The sequence below is a fragment of the Acinetobacter sp. CIP 101934 genome, assembly GCF_000369585.1.
Classification (GTDB): domain Bacteria; phylum Pseudomonadota; class Gammaproteobacteria; order Pseudomonadales; family Moraxellaceae; genus Acinetobacter; species Acinetobacter schindleri.
Window position 1 is genome coordinate 3,018,427 of record NZ_KB850094.1, and the last position, 18,831, is coordinate 3,037,257.

12 protein-coding genes, 2 tRNA genes and 3 rRNA genes are annotated in these 18,831 nt (G+C 45.4%); 7 read left to right on the forward strand and 10 right to left on the reverse strand.

Annotation, left to right across the window (positions count from 1 at the left end; translation table 11 throughout):
* Positions 1 to 299: 299 nt before the first annotated feature.
* A complete protein-coding gene (locus tag F899_RS14700) occupies positions 300 to 917 on the forward strand; it encodes an LOG family protein (RefSeq protein WP_005223559.1) in 618 nt (205 codons plus the stop codon).
* 57 nt (positions 918 to 974) lie between these two features.
* On the opposite strand, the gene F899_RS14705 is transcribed toward F899_RS14700, so the two are convergent.
* Complete coding sequence (locus F899_RS14705; protein WP_005223560.1) at positions 975 to 1,949, reverse strand: hypothetical protein; 975 nt, start codon at positions 1,947 to 1,949, stop codon at positions 975 to 977.
* Between the two features lie 153 nt (positions 1,950 to 2,102).
* Complete coding sequence (locus F899_RS14710) at positions 2,103 to 2,534, reverse strand: hypothetical protein (protein ID WP_005223562.1); 432 nt, start codon at positions 2,532 to 2,534, stop codon at positions 2,103 to 2,105.
* 175 nt (positions 2,535 to 2,709) lie between these two features.
* On the opposite strand from F899_RS14710, the gene mdtD reads away from it, so the two are divergent.
* The 6 genes from mdtD to F899_RS14740 all read left to right on the forward strand — a co-directional run bounded on the left by mdtD (position 2,710) and on the right by F899_RS14740 (position 8,949).
* Positions 2,710 to 4,101 carry a multidrug transporter subunit MdtD gene (gene mdtD, locus F899_RS14715; RefSeq protein ID WP_005223564.1) on the forward strand — a complete coding sequence of 464 codons (1,392 nt, stop codon included), beginning with the start codon at positions 2,710 to 2,712 and terminating at the stop codon, positions 4,099 to 4,101.
* Between the two features lie 62 nt (positions 4,102 to 4,163).
* Positions 4,164 to 4,937 (forward strand): glycoside hydrolase family 25 protein, encoded by a 774-nt coding sequence (locus tag F899_RS14720; protein WP_005223566.1) that lies wholly within the window; start codon positions 4,164 to 4,166, stop codon positions 4,935 to 4,937.
* 43 nt (positions 4,938 to 4,980) lie between these two features.
* On the forward strand, positions 4,981 to 5,997 hold the full coding sequence (locus tag F899_RS14725) for an MBL fold metallo-hydrolase (protein ID WP_005223568.1): 1,017 nt from the start codon (positions 4,981 to 4,983) through the stop codon (positions 5,995 to 5,997).
* Positions 5,998 to 6,015: 18 nt separating this feature from the next.
* Positions 6,016 to 7,071, forward strand: coding sequence for a DNA polymerase IV (gene dinB, locus F899_RS14730; protein WP_005223569.1), 1,056 nt, complete (start codon positions 6,016 to 6,018; stop codon positions 7,069 to 7,071).
* 221 nt (positions 7,072 to 7,292) lie between these two features.
* The gene (gene shiA / locus F899_RS14735; RefSeq protein ID WP_005223570.1) at positions 7,293 to 8,588 is read left to right on the forward strand and encodes a shikimate transporter; all 1,296 of its coding nucleotides are present in this window, start codon (positions 7,293 to 7,295) and stop codon (positions 8,586 to 8,588) included.
* Between the two features lie 4 nt (positions 8,589 to 8,592).
* Entirely contained in the window at positions 8,593 to 8,949 is a 357-nt protein-coding gene (locus tag F899_RS14740; RefSeq protein ID WP_004896434.1) for a RidA family protein, read from the forward strand.
* A 71-nt stretch (positions 8,950 to 9,020) separates the two neighbouring features.
* Here the strand turns inward: F899_RS14740 and F899_RS14745 are convergent, their stop codons facing one another.
* The 8 genes from F899_RS14745 to F899_RS14780 all read right to left on the reverse strand — a co-directional run.
* Entirely contained in the window at positions 9,021 to 9,569 is a 549-nt protein-coding gene (locus F899_RS14745; RefSeq protein WP_005223571.1) for a DUF2726 domain-containing protein, read from the reverse strand.
* Positions 9,570 to 9,965: 396 nt separating this feature from the next.
* A complete protein-coding gene (locus F899_RS14750) occupies positions 9,966 to 12,362 on the reverse strand; it encodes a YgiQ family radical SAM protein (RefSeq protein WP_034434289.1) in 2,397 nt (798 codons plus the stop codon).
* A gap of 143 nt (positions 12,363 to 12,505) precedes the next feature.
* The gene (locus tag F899_RS14755; protein WP_005223573.1) at positions 12,506 to 13,720 is read right to left on the reverse strand and encodes an MFS transporter; all 1,215 of its coding nucleotides are present in this window, start codon (positions 13,718 to 13,720) and stop codon (positions 12,506 to 12,508) included.
* A gap of 157 nt (positions 13,721 to 13,877) precedes the next feature.
* Positions 13,878 to 13,992: ribosomal RNA gene (gene rrf / locus F899_RS14760) — 5S ribosomal RNA — on the reverse strand.
* A gap of 182 nt (positions 13,993 to 14,174) precedes the next feature.
* Positions 14,175 to 17,068 (reverse strand): 23S ribosomal RNA (locus tag F899_RS14765).
* Positions 17,069 to 17,448: 380 nt separating this feature from the next.
* A tRNA-Ala gene (locus F899_RS14770) sits at positions 17,449 to 17,524 on the reverse strand.
* A 68-nt stretch (positions 17,525 to 17,592) separates the two neighbouring features.
* Positions 17,593 to 17,669: transfer RNA gene (locus F899_RS14775), tRNA-Ile, on the reverse strand.
* 61 nt (positions 17,670 to 17,730) lie between these two features.
* Positions 17,731 to 18,831 (reverse strand): 16S ribosomal RNA (locus tag F899_RS14780); the annotation flags it as partial.

Genomic DNA, 18,831 nt, shown 5'->3' on the forward strand with positions numbered 1-18,831 from the left:
GTGGAAAGACATGCAATGCTGCTGCGTAGCGCGGAACTATGTCCAATTTTATTTAAACACTTGATATGGTGACGTTTTATCTGGTTAAAGCGCCAACTTCGACTACCCATGTGATTTCTATTGTAGTAAGACAGATTTTCAGTATAGCAAGTTCAAAATGAAATTCACCAGTTTTCATGCTTTGGTTTAAGCTTCCCGACTCTTGACTTTAAGATTGGCAAGAATGATGCATAGAATTGTCATATTTTTAATATATGTTGTAGTAACAAAATTAAAAAATGATAAGGTGAAAGAGAGACATGACTAGCGTAATTAAAATGACTGAACATAAAAACAAATCTCCCCGTACTACCCGCCCGCTCGTTGCCCTATATTGTGGTTCACGTGCTGGCAATAATCCTATTTATCAGGAAAAAGCTATTCAGCTTGTAAAGAGTTTGGCACAGCAAGGTTTTGGTCTGGTCTACGGCGGTGCCAGCATCGGCCTGATGGGTCAGGTCGCTGATGCCATGATTGAACATGGCGGTGAAGCTGTAGGTGTGATTCCCGAGTTTATGCTGGATTATGAAATCGCGCATAGCAAGCTGACTGAACTGCATATTGTGCGGTCCATGCATGAACGCAAAGCGTTAATGGCAGAACGTGCCTGTGCCTTCGTTGCTCTGCCAGGTGGACTAGGTACCTTTGAGGAAATTCTGGAAATTGCGACTTGGGGACAGTTGAACCAGCACCAGAAACCAATGATGCTATACAACGTGAATAACTTTTATGATCCACTCATTGCCCAGCTGGATCATGCCGTGAATGAAGGCTTTTTGCCGCCCCAGCATCGTGCCAAACTAATTGTCTGTGAACATTCTGCACATATCTTTAATGCCCTGAAAAATCTGGATAGTCCAAAACAGTTTGCAATTTAAATGCTGATCTAAAAATAAAAAAGCGAGCCGAAGCTCGCTTTTTTATTTTTTTAACTCTTAAGAAGCCAAGTTAGTCACCAGGTTATAGAACCAAGGTAGTGTCGTCGCCAAAATCACAGACATGGCCAGACCAAACATCAACTTCATTGCATCTTTGCTGACATTTCGTGAAGTACGGTGTTTGCTCACACCATTGACGATCATCGAGATGGCAAACTCACGACCAGCCAATAGACCCAAGAACACCCATGTGGTACTCATTGGGATGTTGCTCCACTCTTTGAAGATCAACAAGATAATGGCATAGATAAAGTCAACAATGGTTGCTGCACGAACATCAGTTACATCGGTTTTGGTATCGACGATCTTCTGGATTGCACCACCACGTTGGTACAGAATCACACCCAGCAAGACCACGAATACCGCAATCGCAAACATCAGGAATTCAAATGGAACCTGACGTGGCACATACACAAAGATGTTGGCTAAATCCTGGATCAACCATTGGCTCCATAAGAAACCGGTTGATAACCATTGTAAGATCATCCATCTGGTCGAATGCTCTTGGTCTTTGGTTTGGTTAAAGTACACCGTCATTTTGTTGGCAACAAAACGGTAAATCACCAAAGCTGAGATGAACGCTACAGCATAGCCCATCATCGATTTCACCATCATCGAACCTAAGCTCGCTGGAGAGAAAATGGTGAGCACCAAGAATGTAGTACTGACTGGAATACCATATTTGGTTAATAACAAGAGTAGAATTGGCGGTACAATATACAGCCAGGTAATCCCACCCTCAGGGAATGGAATTGTTTCGAGACGGCCATAAGAGGCATCTCCTACCCCTGATGCATACCAGCCATAGACCAAAACCACAGCAAGGATGACGCTGATATAAATCCACAGCAGCCACCAAGGTCGATGTGAATTTGATGAGATAAAGGTTCCCAATGTCTGAGGCACATCATTGCCGACAATGGAGTAGGCTGCTAGACAGAAGCCGATAACCATCAAGATTTCGATAGACATAAAACATACCTGCTGAGGGAGATCAGCATTACTGTAAGATGTAGCCAAGATTATGACGGTTTTATTGCAGTTTCATGACACTGTTGTCATATATTTTTTGTAGCGAAAAAAAACCTCTATCGTGATAGAGGTCTTCTGAAGCCAATACTGGACTTATTTCTTTTCAGCCAAGAAGAGCTCACCAATTTTTTCTTTCTTGGTTTGGAAGGTGTTATATAAATTGAATGTCAGACCATCTGAAGGCTGTCGACCGCCCCAACTACAGGTAATTGAATGTGTCCACGGCAGTTTGGTCACATGTGTTTCGTCAAATTTACAGTTATCAATGACTTTGCCATTTTTATCGACAATCTCTAAAGTCACGCTATGTTTCCCGATTTTTTTATATGCTACATAGGCTAAAAACACCCCACTTTCAGTCGGATCATTGCCAAAGTAGACCGTATGAATATTGCGTGGATAGGTAAAATTATTATTTTGAACCGTATCATTGGTAATCATCATACCTGCAATACCTGCCGAAGTTCCGGCATAGCTATTCATTGCTAAAAATGCAAGTGACGCTGCAGCTAAATATTTTTTCATCATACCCTCAAAGGTTGTTATGGTATTTAAGTTGATTTACTGTAAAGTAAAACAACCTTTTGGATTTTAAGTATTTTTACGCTACTAGGTAAATAAAAATCAAACATAAATTCAGCAGAGTTATACTAAATTCCCAAATCTGCACCTATTATTGTTTGGATCGATTAACTCTCCTATGAATGCCACGCCCACCCATCAAGCGCTGCAACCCGAATTTAGACTGCTGGTCTTATTGGTATCGATCGGCTTTTTCATGCAAGGTCTGGACACCACGATTATCAATACTGCCCTGCCTGCAATTGCGCTTAGCCTGCAGGAAGATCCGTTGCGGATGCATAGTGTGGTGGTGGCTTATGTACTTTCGGTTGCAGTCTGTATTCCCTTGAGTGGCTGGCTGGCAGATCGTTTTGGTGTACGTAATACCTATTTTAGCGCCATCATTATTTTTACGCTTGCATCAATAGGTTGTGCTGTCTCAAACAGCCTGAATGAACTCCTGCTCTATCGGGTTTTGCAAGGTATTGGTGGTGCTTTGCTGTTACCAGTCGGACGTCTGGCAATGTTGAAGATCATTCCACGCACCCAGTTTCTGGCTGCAATGAGCCTGATGAGTCTGGCCGGCCTGATTGGTCCCCTGATTGGTCCGACGCTAGGTGGCTGGATGGTCGAATACCTGTCCTGGCAATGGGTATTTCTGATTAACCTGCCCATCGGTCTGCTTGGCACCCTGATTACCTTCAAAGCCATGCCGAATGTTACTGAACCGGATGTGGCGAAATTTGACTATGCTGGTTTTGTTATACTGGTGGTGGCGATGGTCGGGCTGTGTCTGGGTATTGAGAACTTCGCCAATCCGCAATATCCATTGTGGTGGAGTCTCAGCTTAGTTGCAGCTGGGTTCCTGTTTTCGCTGATCTATGCCTATCATTCACATACCCATAGCAATGCCCTGTTCCGCAGCAAGCTGTTTAAAAACCGGATTTATTCTATTGGGATTCTGGGCAATTTCTTTGCCCGTCTTGGTGGTAACTCCATTCCTTTCCTGTTACCACTAATGTTGCAGATCGCGTTTGGTTTTGAACCCTTTATTACCGGTTTGCTGATGATTCCAACTGTATTAGGCTCGTTGGCTTCCAAACCCATTATTCGCAAGATCATTCAGCACTTTGGCTATCGCCAGGTATTACTGGTAAATACTTTGCTGGTGGGGCTATGTATTGCCAGCTTTGCCCTGACTACGGCGGATACACCGATCTGGCTACGTGCGATTCATTTTTTTATTTTTGGTATCCTGAACTCACTGCAGTTTGTTTCCATGAATACTTTAACCCTAAAAGACTTAAGTCAGCAGGATGCCAGCAGTGGCAACAGTTTTCTGTCCATGATCATGATGCTATCGATGAGTATCGGGGTTGCACTGGCAGGTACGCTGGTAAATATGTTTAGTGCCTACTTTGGAGCTGAGCAGCTGGATAATGCATTCCATCTCGCCCTGATCTGTCTGGGCTGTTTGAATATTATTGCCGCCTATATTTTCTGGCATATTCCTAAGAATACGCCAGTATGATCATCATCCCGATACAAGACAAATCGGTATAAGCTAGATAGAGTCAAATTTTGAAGAACGTGATGAAAAAGCCAGCCAAGCATTATCCACCTCTTTGGGCAGCAATCATGAGTGTCATTCTGCTGCTTGCTGTGGTCTGTGCAATCTGGTGGCTATTGCTGAAACCGCTACCTGCCAACGCTTCCGAATATGACATTCATGGTTTTGATGTTTCGCATCATCAAAAAGAGATTAACTGGCAGCAGATTCCCAAAGATAAATACCGCTTTGTTTATTTAAAATCAACCGAAGGCGGTGACTTTAAGGACAGCAAATTTCAGGAAAACTGGTTTAAGGCTCGCGAACAGGGTTTGCTGGTCGGTGCCTATCATTTTTATCGCCTCTGTCGGGAGGGTAAGATTCAAGCGCAGAATTTTATCGAAACCGTACCGAATAAAGCGGATGCCTTACCTCCGGTAATCGATCTTGAATATGACAGTAACTGTATCAATACCTATTCCAAGGAACAGTTACTCAAAGAAATCCAGGTCATGCATGACCTGCTCAAACAGCACTACGGCAAGCAGCCGATGTTCTATACCTCTAAAGCTTTCTATAATATTGTGCTGGTAGGACAATTTACTGATGTCCCTCTCTGGATACGTGAATACAAGGGTCTGCCTGAGCTCAAAGATAATCCGAAATGGCATTTCTGGCAGCATACCAGTCAGGGTCAGATCAAAGGTATTGCAACGGCTGTAGACCTGAATGTGTTTTATGGTTCGGAAAAGGACTGGCTGAATTTTTTAAAACAGAATGGTATTAAGACTGCACCTGCACAAAAATCGGCAAAATAATTCTACAATTGCAATGTAATCAAAAATAAAAGGATAAATAGCTGTGAAGCTTGGAAAAATTATCGTGACTACCATTCTGATAGTGGTAGTCATACTGGGGGGAATAAGCACTTATTTACGCCAACCTTCAGGTCAGCTGCGTGACTTTGACGCGTGGCAAGCCAGATCCAATACATCCGCAGAAGGCTTAAATGTCCGCTTCTTTGGGGTGTCTACCCTGCTGTTTGATAATGGTGAGGAGCAGATTTTAATTGATGGCTTCTTTAGCCGTCCCAGTCTTTGGCAGGTTCTCAGTTCTAAGGTTTCCAGCGACCCTAAGTTACTTCAGAAGATTATTCAGGAGGAAGAGCTGGATCGGACACGGGCGATTTTAGTGACCCATAGCCATTATGATCATGCCCTGGATATTCCCGAACTGGCTGCATTACTACCTCAAACCCAGATCATCGGATCGAATAGCACCCTGAATATTGCACGCAGTCATCTGGAGGTAAAAGCATCCCAGCTACGGCGTACTGTATCAGGGCAATCGTTCCAATCTGGACAGTTTAAAGTCACTCCACTTGCTTCCGCACATACGCCTCCAACGCCCGTAAATGATGATCTCGGTGAAGAAATTACAGCACCACTGAAACTGCCTGCCAAGTTTTCCGAATTTAAAGAAGGCGGCAGTTTTGACTATCTGATTGAACATGACAGACAACGAATTCTGGTTAAAGCCAGCACAGGGTTTATTCCGGGACAGTTCAAGAATGTTCAGGCCGATATTTTATTTTTAGGCATAGCCCAGCTGTCGCGACAGCCTGAGGATTATCAAAAATCTTATCTGCAACAAACACTGGCAATGGTAAAACCCAAGATTGTCATTCCGATTCACTGGGATGATTTCTTTCAGCCGCTAGATCAACCCTTACAATTTTTGCCACGCTTTGCCGATAATGCTCCCGAGAGTATGCGAATTCTGATCAAAGCGGCTGAAGCGCAACAGATTCAGGTTGTGCTACTGAGTAATAGTCAACCCTATAATCTTTTGAAATCAGCATCTTCCCAAGTGCCTTAAAGCCTTTTAAGATGGCATATGCGTAAAATTATCCATATCGATATGGACGCCTTCTACGCCTCGGTAGAACTGCGTGAACGTCCGGAACTAAAACATTTGCCTGTGGTGATCGCGTCGCATCATCCACGGGCTGTGGTTGCGGCTGCCTCCTATCCAGCCCGGGAATTTGGTGTGCATTCTGCCATGCCAATGAGTCAGGCACGGAAACGTTGTTCGCAGCTGATTGTGATTGAACCTGATTTTCAGAAATACCGTGAGGTTTCCTCACAGATCCATCAGATTTTTCAAAAATATACACCTGTCATTGAGCCGCTGTCACTGGATGAAGCCTATCTGGATGTGACTGATAATCTGCTGCAAATCCCCAGTGCGACAGAAGTCGCGATGCGTATCCGTGAAGACATTTTCCAGCTGACTAGACTTACCGCTTCTGCAGGTGTGGCGCCAAATAAATTCCTGGCCAAAGTTGCTTCAGACTGGCATAAACCGAATGGTATTTGTGTGATCAAGCCTTCACATGTAAAGGCCTTTATCCAAGATTTACCGCTTAAGAAAATCCCCGGGGTCGGCAAGGTTACACAGGAAAAATTGAAAAGTCTCAATCTGGAAACTCTGGGTGATTTGCAACAGATGGATGAAGCTGTCCTGATTCAGCATTTTGGCAAATATGGCAAGCGGCTGTATCTCTATGCACAAGGCATCGATGAACGTCCGGTCGAAACCGAACGTGAACGCCAGCAGATTTCCAAAGAAACTACCTTTGGTGATGACCTGCTACTTAGCCAGTGCAGTCCTTACTGGGATCAACTGATTCAGCAGGTCTGGAACAGTCTGGAAAAGAAACAGCTGACTGCACGTGGCATTACCGTGAAACTCAGGCTAAAAAATTTCCAGATCATTCAACATAGCCGCAGCTTCCGTTCCGTGCTTAAAAATCCGCTAGAGCTACATCAGGCGTTACAGTTCTTGCTGCAGGATATGCATCTGGATCCAGCCCTGCAATTTCGCCTGATTGGTGTCGGGGTGTATCAGCTGTCACCTCGCCAGCAAGAAGCACAACTATCCCTGCTTTAAAGTAAACTGAGCAAGAAGTAGTCATTAGTTTAAAAAGCCAACAACTTTATTTTTACCATTGTATGTTTTTAGAGTAATCTATCCGCGCAATGCATTATCCATGTATATGCTGAGATGCTGAAAATCACCTTTACTTTTAGCATGCTGTCCTGTGATTGGCGTGACGATCAAATCCGAATATTACAGGGCAACTCTGTTGTCCCCATGGAATCCTATCCTGCATGTCTTCTGCAAATTCAATTTCTTTTCAAGAACAACGCGCACGTAAAGCAGCGCTTTCCAGTTTTATTGGTGCTGTTGTCGACTGGTACGATTTTCTTCTTTACGGCATTGTCGCAGCCCTGATTTTTAAAGATCAATTTTTTCCCAGTATTGGCAACAATATGGGCACATTAGCCGCCTTGGCAACCTTTGGTGTTGGCTTTCTGTTTCGTCCACTTGGTGGTGTAGTGTTTGGTCACTTCGGTGACAAACTCGGCCGTAAAAAAATGCTGGTACTCACTGTCATCCTCATGGGGATTTCTACTGTCGGGATTGGCCTGTTGCCGAATTTTGAAGCCATTGGCTGGTGGGCGCCTGTACTGTTAGTCACCCTGCGTGCCATTCAAGGCTTTGCGGTTGGTGGCGAATGGGGTGGTGCTGCCCTGATGGCGGTGGAAAATGCGCCAAAAGGCAAAAAGGCCTTTTATAGTAGTGGTGTTCAGGTTGGTTATGGTGTCGGTTTAGTTCTCGCTACGGGTGCTGTATCACTGATCATTGCGACTCTAGGCGAAGAGGCATTTTCGGACTGGGCATGGCGTATTCCATTTATTGCCAGTATTGTGCTGATCGGCATTGCCATGTGGATTCGGCGTGATCAGGAGGAGTCACAAGAATTTGTCGAAAAAGTGGTTAAAGCCAAGCAACATCCAACCAAACTGCCAATTTTTCAGGCGATCAGCAAGCATCCTAAAGCATTCCTGTACATTATTGCCCTGCGTATGACCGAGCTGCTCACCATGTATCTGGTGACCAATTTTGCACTGAATTATTCCACCAATAATCTGGGCATGGACAAGCAATTCTTCCTGAATATCACCCTGATGGTCGGTGCGATTAGTTGTGTCAGTATTCCGTTCTTTGCCTGGATCTCAGACAAAATTAACCATAAAACCATGTGTATTTGGGGCGGTTTAATCGGTGCCTTGTCGGCTTTCCCGTTCTTTATGGCGCTGGATGCTCAAAATACCTGGATGATTATTGTTGGCTCAATTCTACTGGCCAATATTGCGCATGACATGGTAGTCAGTGTACATCAACCCATCTTTACCTCACTGTTTGGTACCGAGTATCGTTACAGTGGCGCCGGTGTAGGTTATCAGGTGGCAAGTATTATCGGTGGTGGTTTTACCCCAATGATTGCGGCTTCCTTAGTGATTTGGGGTGATGGTTCATGGCATTATGTAGCCATCTATCTTGCTGTGGGCTGTCTACTGACTGCACTGGTTGCCGCCCTGATGCCAAAAACCCAGGATTAAACTCATGACTATTCAACGTTTGCATGTGTCTCAACGCTTCTCTGAAATCGCGATTTCAGGCAATCTCGTTCATCTGGCAGGTCAACTGGCCAGTGATTTTGATCTGGATATTAAAGGTCAGACACAGCAAACTTTGGACATTATTGATCAGTTTCTCGCAGATGCGGGAACAGATAAGAGCCACATCATGTCAGTTACCATTTATCTCAAAGATATTGAGCGTGACTATGCAGCTTTTAATGAAGTGTGGGATGCATGGGTAGCTGATATTCAAGCCCTGCCGCGGACCTGTGTAGAAGCCAAGTTGTATGATCCACGGGTATTGGTCGAACTGACCGTCGTCGCAGTAAAACCGGAATAATGCCGATAGAACTTATCTTCCAATAAAAAAAGCATGCGATCTGCATGCTTTTTTTATTTGTGCCAGCTGTATTAACTCACTGTCTTTACTTTAGGCCGCTCCAGAGCGGAGTAAAGTGGAAACTTCTTTAGTGTAGTCAGGTTATTCGGATTGACTAGACTGTCCTCCTCACCCTGTTCATTCAGGAAGTCACGACGCAGGTGATGATATTCCGGAATATCTTCATAACGGATTACCCGATAGCCTGCCATAGTCAGCAAGGCATCCTGATACTGGGATTGTTGTGGGCGTTTCAAAATCATCGGATCGTCCACGGCCACGATGGCAACGACCAGATGATCCTGATCTAGAACCACAAAGTCCGCGACCAGATTGCGATATTTGTTACGGGTACGAAAAAATTTGGTGGTCAACAGCGCATCATAGGAGACATGGGCCAAAATAATGTTCTCTGGCAGAATTTCCTTTAGACGGGTGTAAGTCAACTGTTGATTCAGGTTAAAAATGGCGCGCTGCTTCAACACACTATCTTGCTGTTTGCCGCTGTTCCGTACTCTCTTATATGCCATCAGGATGGTGCACAAGAGCAGAAAACTGCCAATTATGATATAGGTGGCCATGCGTTAGTCCTTTTTGCATTCTTATAATCGTTTTTGTTTTATTGTTGTCAGTATAGATCGATTTTCATCCGAAAATCACGGTACAACCAATTTGCTTAGATACTGCAACATCCGGTATCAAAACTTATATAAGGGCATTACATTTCGGGAGATTAAAAAATTCCGTGTACTGGAAATGTAATGTGTTCCTTACTCACTCTCACTCTAAATCAGCCACTCAAATTTAAGCAAGAGCATTTTCCTCTTTTTGTCTTACAATTCCGATAAAGTGTAATTTTTAAACAGTTTTTTCTAATAAATATCTTAATTTAATTATTGTTTAATTGAGATCTGACTTCTTTTAATAAAAAATCAGAGAAAAATAAAAAAGACACCGAAGTGTCTTTTTTAAGTGATTTAGGCACGACTTTTTGGTTTGGCTTTGCCTTTAGCTTTAGAACCGCCAAAAGGCTTTTTCGCATCACCGGTTTCGCGTGGTGGCAAACCTGTGTGCTGGGTCAAGATCTGCCCTTTCTTCGGGCGATTGTTCTGTCCTTGGCTTTGACCTTGTCCACGATTGCCTGCCTGACCGGTACGTTTCTGTGAATCGCCTGCAACAGTCGAGTTCTTCTTACGTGCTGACTGATACTGGCCATCCACACCTGCAGGCTGATAGGTCGGAATCAGATGCTGTTTCGAATTACCAATCAGGTCCTGACGGCCCATTTCGCGCAAGGCATCACGCAGTAAAGGCCAGTTGTTTGGATCATGGTAACGCAAGAAAGCTTTATGCAGACGACGACGCTTCTCACCTTTCACAATGTCGACATTTTCAGTGTAACGCGCCACTTTCGCCAGTGGGTTTTTACCAGTGTAATACATGGTGGTTGCAGTCGCCATTGGTGATGGATAGAAGGTCTGTACCTGATCAGCACGGAAGCCATTCTTCTTCAACCAAATTGCAAGGTTCATCATGTCATAATCGGTTGTACCCGGATGCGCCGCAATGAAGTAAGGAATCAAGTACTGTTCCTTGCCTGCTTCCTTACTATAACGATCAAACATTTGCTTGAATCGGTCATAAGTTCCAATGCCAGGCTTCATCATTTTATTGAGCGGACCTTTTTCGGTATGCTCTGGCGCAATCTTGAGGTAACCACCCACGTGATGCGTCACCAATTCTTTGACATATTCAGGGTTTAAAACCGCAAGGTCATAACGTAAACCTGAACCGATCAGAATCTTTTTAATACCTGGTAATGCACGTGCTTTACGGTATAACTGTGTCAATGGCGCATGGTCGGTATGTAAGTTTTGACATACTCCCGGGAACACACACGAAGGCTTACGACAGTTCTTTTCGATCTCAGGATCCTTACAGGCCAAACGGTACATGTTGGCTGTTGGGCCACCTAAGTCCGAAATGATGCCAGTAAAGCCTGGTGCTGTATCACGAATTTTTTCCACTTCACGCAGAATCGATTCTTCAGAACGGTTCTGAATAATACGACCTTCATGTTCCGTAATCGAACAGAAGGTACAACCACCGAAACAGCCACGCATGATGTTCACAGAGAACTTGATCATGTCAAAGGCTGGGAAACGTGCATTACCGTATGATGGATGTGGTAGACGTGCATAAGGCAGGTCAAACACGTAGTCCATCTCTTCCGTAGTCAACGGAATTGGCGGTGGATTTAACCATACGTCACGTTCACCATGCTTTTGTACTAATGCACGGGCATTCCCTGGATTGGTTTCCAGATGCAAAATACGGTTAGCATGTGCATAAAGCACCGGATCATTCACCACTTCTTCAAAAGCAGGCAAACGAATCACCGCCAATTCACGCGGTGGTAATTTATGTTTAATCGCTTTCGACGCCGGTTGTAACTGCACGATTTGTGTATTTTCGTCCAAATTATCGCCTTCACGGACAATTGGATTAGCGACATGTTCTTTTTGGAAACCCTGGTACTGGCTCGAGTCCTTCCCTTGTTCAATCTCACAACCTTCAATATCTTCAGTCATGACATAAGGGTTAATAATTGGATCAACACGGCCAATCGCATCGACATCATTCGATGCGATTTCAACAAATTTGGCTTTCGACGGGCGGTTGTGTTTATTGACAATAAATGCTGTACCACGAACATCGGTAATGTCTTGGATTTTTTCGCCACGCGCCAGACGATGCATGATTTCAGTGATGGAACGCTCACCATTACCGTACATCAATAAATCAGCTTTAGAGTCCATCAATACTGAACGACGCACTTTATCTGACCAGTAATCATAATGTGCAATACGACGTAATGATGCTTCGATCCCACCCAACAGGACAGGCACATCTGGATAGGCTTCGCGTACACGTTGGCAATACACGGTCGCAGCGCGGTCTGGACGTTTGTTTGGCTGATTATCTGGTGAATAGGCATCATCTGAACGAATCTTGCGATCTGCCGTATAACGGTTGATCATCGAATCCATGTTGCCCGCAGTCACACCCCATGCAATATTGGGTTTTCCTAATACACGGAAGGCTTCAACATTGGTCCAGTCTGGCTGTGCAATAATTCCCACACGGAAGCCTTGTGCTTCTAGGGTACGGCCAATAATGCCTGAACAGAATGAAGGATGATCAATATAGGCATCGCCACAGACTAAAATAAAGTCACAACTGTCCCAGCCGAGTTGATCCATCTCCTCGCGTGACATCGGCAAAAATGGCGCAGGTTCAAAACACGACGCCCAATATTTGTCGTAATCAAACAACGCTGTAGGCGCTGTCTGCATGGTATAAGCAGTAGACATGGCTAGCAATTCTCGGCTGGCAGATGGAAGATCAAAAAATAGATCAAAGATGAAAGCCGAGCATTTTAGCATGAATTCGACTGAGGTTGCTTGATTATAATTTATACAATATAGACTTTAGGACTTTAATCAGGAATATATGCTTATTCTGTTTCTAGTCTGCTTATTTTAGGTTTTAACTGTTGAGCTACCAATAAACCGACTATCAAAATAATGCCGATGAATAAACTGAGGCCGCGCCATCCGGTATTTTCCCAGACCAGACCACTCGAGCTGCCAAGCACACTGGATCCAAGATAGTAGCAGAATAAATAAAGTGATGATCCTACAGCACGATACTGTAAAGATTGCACAGACACCCAACTACTGGCCGTGGAATGTGCAGCAAAAAATGCAAATGTAAAAATGAGCAGACCAATAAAGATCAGCACCAAGCTATTGACTAGCATCAACACTAGTCCTAGCAACATACTGGCAAGCATGGCCACCAATACTTGGAAATGTCCAAATTTCTGGCTCCATGCCGCCGCACGAGGTGAGCTATAGATTCCTGCCAGATAGGTGACCGAAATTACCCCAATCCAGACATGCGACAGCTCAAAAGGTGCCTGAATCAGGCGATAGCTGAGATAATTAAAGACTGAAACAAAACAGCCCATCAGGATGAAACCTTGTAAGAACAAGATTCGCAGCTTGGGATCACTAAGATTATGCTGAAATGCAGTAATGAAGCGGCTCAATTTAATAGGATAAGCTTGAAAATTCCTGGATTTAGGCAATAAGAAATAGAAGGTTGTCGCAATACAGAGGTTAATTAGTCCAATGATTAAAGTCGCTGACTGCCAAGAAATAAAGTCTACCAATACTCCTGCAAGCAAACGGCCACTCATACCGCCAATCGCAGTTCCAGAAATATAGAGTCCCATGGCAAAACCAACATCTTTCGCGGCAACTTCTTCCCCAATATAGGTCATCGCCACTGCGGCCACGCCACTTACGGTTAAGCCTATTAATACCCGGGTCGCCAGAAACACTGACCAGACTGGCAATACAGCACTCAGCAATAACAATACTGCAACCGAAAATAAAGACCAGACCATAATCGGCTTACGGCCAAAACGGTCAGAAATGAGTCCAGTAAAAATCAGGCCAACAGCTAATGCAATGGTAGAAAATGAAAGTGGAAAACTGCTTTGCGTAGGAGAGATATGAAAATAGTCTGCCAGAATCGGCATCATCGGCTGTACACAATACAATGATGAAAAAATTGCAAATCCAGCCAGAAACAAGGAAAACAAAACCGCTTTAAAGGCAGAAGAACCATATTCAATATGGCTTGAAGATGAATTTGTGGACATATAAGCTCCAGAGACTCAGCTAGTATATGCCTATTATTTTATTAAGAGCTGAGTTTTTAGCCTAAATCCTGCTCTATTTTAATCATTTACTACAGTTTTCTTTTTCCCAGGCCTAAAAAAACACCCCCTTCTATTGAAGGGGGTGTTTAGAATAATGAGCTGGCGATGACTTACTCTCACATGGGAAACCCCACACTACCATCAGCGCTAAGAGGTTTCACTTCTGAGTTCGGGAAGGGATCAGGTGGTTCACTCTTGCTATGGTCGCCAGCACAACTGGTATGACTTTGCGTTTGGTCTTATTTAGATGCCAATGCTTGGTCAAATGAGTTATTAACAGAGATACTTGAGTTAAATTAGGTTGTTTATTCTATCTAGCTTTTTAACTAAATCAAGTTTGATCGTTTGATTTCGAATCAATTGAGCTTTTATACAACAACTGTTTGGGTGTTGTATAGTCAAGCCTCACGAGCAATTAGTATTGGTCAGCTTCATGTATCGCTACACTTCCACATCCAACCTATCAACGTCGTAGTCTTCAACGGCTCTTTAGGTGACATAAAGTCACAGGGAAATCTTATCTTGAGGTAGGCTTCCCGCTTAGATGCTTTCAGCGGTTATCCCTTCCGAACATAGCTACCCGGCGATGCGACTGGCGTCACAACCGGTACACCAGAGGTTCGTCCACTCTGGTCCTCTCGTACTAGGAGCAGATCCTCTCAAATTTCCAGCGCCCACGGTAGATAGGGACCGAACTGTCTCACGACGTTCTAAACCCAGCTCGCGTACCTCTTTAAATGGCGAACAGCCATACCCTTGGGACCTGCTTCAGCCCCAGGATGAGATGAGCCGACATCGAGGTGCCAAACACCGCCGTCGATATGAACTCTTGGGCGGTATCAGCCTGTTATCCCCAGAGTACCTTTTATCCGTTGAGCGATGGCCCTTCCATACAGAACCACCGGATCACTAAGACCTACTTTCGTACCTGCTCGACTTGTGGGTCTCGCAGTTAAGCGCGCTTTTGCCTTTATACTCTACGCGTGATTTCCGACCACGCTGAGCGCACCTTCGTACTCCTCCGTTACTCTTTAGGAGGAGACCGCCCCAGTCAAACTACCCACCAGACATGGTCCTCGTCCCGGATAACGGGACAGAGTTAGAACCTCAATATTACCAGGGTGGTATTTCAAGGACGGCTCCATGGCAACTAGCGTCGCCACTTCAAAGCCTCCCACCTATCCTACACAAGTAAGATCAAAGTTCAATGTCAAGCTGCAGTAAAGGTTCACGGGGTCTTTCCGTCTAGCCGCGGGTACACCGCATCTTCACGGCGATTTCGATTTCACTGAGCCTCTGCTGGAGACAGCGCCCCCATCATTATGCCATTCGTGCAGGTCGGAACTTACCCGACAAGGAATTTCGCTACCTTAGGACCGTTATAGTTACGGCCGCCGTTTACTGGGGCTTCGATCAATAGCTTCGCTTGCGCTAACCACATCAATTAACCTTCCAGCACCGGGCAGGCATCACACCCTATACGTCCACTTTCGTGTTTGCAGAGTGCTATGTTTTTAATAAACAGTTGCAGGGGCCTGGTTTCTGAGGCTGCCAACAGCTCAAGGAGCAAGTCCTATCACCGCCGGCAGCGTACCTTCTCCCGAAGTTACGGTACCATTTTGCCTAGTTCCTTCAGCAGAGTTCTCTCAAGCGCTTTGGTCTACTCGACCTGACCACCTGTGTCGGTTTCGGGTACGATTCCTGTTTAACTGAAGCTTAGAGACTTTTCCTGGAAGTATGGTATCAGCCACTTCACTGTACAAGTACAGCTTGCTATCAGTTCTCAGCATAGAGTACCCCGGATTTGCCTAAGATACATGCCTACAACCTTCCACCTGGACAACCAACGCCAGGCTGACTTAACCTTCTCCGTCCTCTCATCGCATTAAACAGAAGTATTGGAATATTAACCAATTTCCCATCGACTACGCCTCTCGGCCTCGCCTTAGGGGTCGACTCACCCAGCCCCGATTAACGTTGGACTGGAACCCTTGGTCTTTCAGCGAGCGGGTTTTTCACCCGCTTTGTCGTTACTCACGTCAGCATTCGCACTTCTGATACCTCCAGCAGACTTCTCAATCCACCTTCATCGGCTTACAGAACGCTCCCCTACCACTTGCAATAAATTGCAAATCCGCAGCTTCGGCATATAGTTTTAGCCCCGTTACATCTTCCGCGCAGGCCGACTCGACTAGTGAGCTATTACGCTTTCTTTAAAGGGTGGCTGCTTCTAAGCCAACCTCCTAGCTGTCTATGCCTTCCCACATCGTTTCCCACTTAACTATAATTTAGGGGCCTTAGCTGGCGGTCTGGATTGTTTTCCTCTTGACTACGGACGTTAGCACCCGCAGTCTGTCTCCCGGATAGTACTCATTGGTATTCGGAGTTTGCATCGGTTTGGTAAGTCGGGATGACCCCCTAGCCGAAACAGTGCTCTACCCCCAATGGTATTCGTCCGAGGCGCTACCTAAATAGCTTTCGGGGAGAACCAGCTATCACCGAGTTTGATTAGCCTTTCACCCCTATCCACAAGTCATCCCCTGGCTTTTCAACGACAGTGGGTTCGGTCCTCCAGTCAGTGTTACCTAACCTTCAACCTGCTCATGGATAGATCACCCGGTTTCGGGTCTATACCCAGCAACTAAACGCCCTATTAAGACTCGGTTTCCCTACGGCTCCCCTATACGGTTAACCTTGCTACTGAATATAAGTCGCTGACCCATTATACAAAAGGTACGCAGTCACCGAACAAGTCGGCTCCCACTGCTTGTATGCATGCGGTTTCAGGATCTATTTCACTCCCCTCACAGGGGTTCTTTTCGCCTTTCCCTCACGGTACTGGTTCACTATCGGTCAGTCAGGAGTATTTAGCCTTGGAGGATGGTCCCCCCATATTCAGACAAGGTTTCACGTGCCTCGCCCTACTCGACATCATCATATCAGCCCTTTCGTGTACAGGACTATCACCCACTATGGTTGCACTTCCCAGAGCATTCCACTAAAACTGATATGACTTAATGGGCTGTTCCCCGTTCGCTCGCCGCTACTGAGGGAATCTCAATTGATTTCTTTTCCTAGAGGTACTGAGATGTTTCACTTCCCTCCGTTCGCCTCGCATGACTATGTATTCATCATACGATACCTGGCTTATACCAGGTGGGTTTCCCCATTCAGACATCTCCGGATCACAGGATATTTGCCGCCTCCCCGGAGCTTTTCGCAGGCTATCACGTCTTTCTTCGCCTCTGACTGCCAAGGCATCCACCACATGCACTTAATTACTTGACTATACAACCCCAAACAGTCGTTAACCCTTACAAGTTAGGTTAGCAACAGATTATGATGATAAATCATCACTCTCATACAGTTGGCGTCTTGTGCATTTAAGCACCGTACAGCTTCAATTAGATTCATATACCAAAACGCTTGATTCAGTTTAATCGCTAGAACTCATTTCTTGTAGTTGCCTACTTGAAACGAGTTTGAACAAATTATTTCAACTCAAATATATTCTGTTAATGATTCACTGTATCCTCGTCGGACTACAGTCAACTGTGATAAATCACAGAGCTTAATAACAATGCCGCGCATTATACGCAACTTAATCACTAAGCTCTATAAGCTATCAAACCGTTTGCTTAATGTTTAACTCATTGCATCGCAATGAGTGGTGGAGACTAGGAGAGTCGAACTCCTGACCTCCTGCGTGCAAAGCAGGCGCTCTACCAACTAAGCTAAGTCCCCAGCTTATCATATAGGATTCAATGTTCTGATTTTCTGCTTTACTCTGCAATTGCTTGCTTCGTCAGTAGTGGTGGGTCTGACAAGACTTGAACTTGTGACCCCACGCTTATCAAGCGTGTGCTCTAACCAACTGAGCTACAGACCCTCAGATACATCGTCATGAAGAACAACTTGTTGTGGATTCTTACCAATCGTCAATCTTTCGTTAAGGAGGTGATCCAGCCGCAGGTTCCCCTACGGCTACCTTGTTACGACTTCACCCCAGTCATCTGCCACACCGTGGTAAGCGTCCTCCTTGCGGTTAGACTACCTACTTCTGGTGCAACAAACTCCCATGGTGTGACGGGCGGTGTGTACAAGGCCCGGGAACGTATTCACCGCGGCATTCTGATCCGCGATTACTAGCGATTCCGACTTCACGCAGTCGAGTTGCAGACTGCGATCCGGACTACGATCGGCTTTTTGAGATTAGCATCCTCTCGCGAGGTAGCAACCCTTTGTACCGACCATTGTAGCACGTGTGTAGCCCTGGCCGTAAGGGCCATGATGACTTGACGTCGTCCCCGCCTTCCTCCAGTTTGTCACTGGCAGTATCCTTAAAGTTCCCGGCATGACCCGCTGGCAAATAAGGAAAAGGGTTGCGCTCGTTGCGGGACTTAACCCAACATCTCACGACACGAGCTGACGACAGCCATGCAGCACCTGTATCTAAGTTCCCGAAGGCACCAATCCATCTCTGGAAAGTTCTTAGTATGTCAAGGCCAGGTAAGGTTCTTCGCGTTGCATCGAATTAAACCACATGCTCCACCGCTTGTGCGGGCCCCCGTCAATTCATTTGAGTTTTAGTCTTGCGACCGTACTCCCCAGGCGGTCTACTTATCGCGTTAGCTGCGCCACTAAAGCCTCAAAGGCCCCAACGGCTAGTAGACATCGTTTACGGCATGGACTACCAGGGTATCTAATCCTGTTTGCTCCCCATGCTTTCGTACCTCAGCGTCAGTATTAGGCCAGATGGCTGCCTTCGCCATCGGTATTCCTCCAGATCTCTACGCATTTCACCGCTACACCTGGAATTCTACCATCCTCTCCCATACTCTAGCTTTCCAGTATCGAATGCAATTCCTAAGTTAAGCTCAGGGATTTCACATCCGACTTAAAAAGCCGCCTACGCACGCTTTACGCCCAGTAAATCCGATTAACGCTCGCACCCTCTGTATTACCGCGGCTGCTGGCACAGAGTTAGCCGGTGCTTATTCTGCGAGTAACGTCCACTCACTTTAGGTATTAACTAAAGGAGCCTCCTCCTC

Coding starts and splice junctions, on each gene's coding strand:
- F899_RS14700 (WP_005223559.1), top strand. CDS start 300: ATGACTAGCGTAATTAAAATGACTGAACATAAAAACAAATCTCCCCGT.
- F899_RS14705 (WP_005223560.1), bottom strand. CDS start 1,949: ATGTCTATCGAAATCTTGATGGTTATCGGCTTCTGTCTAGCAGCCTAC.
- F899_RS14710 (WP_005223562.1), bottom strand. CDS start 2,534: ATGAAAAAATATTTAGCTGCAGCGTCACTTGCATTTTTAGCAATGAAT.
- mdtD (WP_005223564.1), top strand. CDS start 2,710: ATGAATGCCACGCCCACCCATCAAGCGCTGCAACCCGAATTTAGACTG.
- F899_RS14720 (WP_005223566.1), top strand. CDS start 4,164: ATGAAAAAGCCAGCCAAGCATTATCCACCTCTTTGGGCAGCAATCATG.
- dinB (WP_005223569.1), top strand. CDS start 6,016: ATGCGTAAAATTATCCATATCGATATGGACGCCTTCTACGCCTCGGTA.
- shiA (WP_005223570.1), top strand. CDS start 7,293: ATGTCTTCTGCAAATTCAATTTCTTTTCAAGAACAACGCGCACGTAAA.
- F899_RS14740 (WP_004896434.1), top strand. CDS start 8,593: ATGACTATTCAACGTTTGCATGTGTCTCAACGCTTCTCTGAAATCGCG.
- F899_RS14745 (WP_005223571.1), bottom strand. CDS start 9,569: ATGGCCACCTATATCATAATTGGCAGTTTTCTGCTCTTGTGCACCATC.
- F899_RS14750 (WP_034434289.1), bottom strand. CDS start 12,362: ATGTCTACTGCTTATACCATGCAGACAGCGCCTACAGCGTTGTTTGAT.
- F899_RS14755 (WP_005223573.1), bottom strand. CDS start 13,720: ATGTCCACAAATTCATCTTCAAGCCATATTGAATATGGTTCTTCTGCC.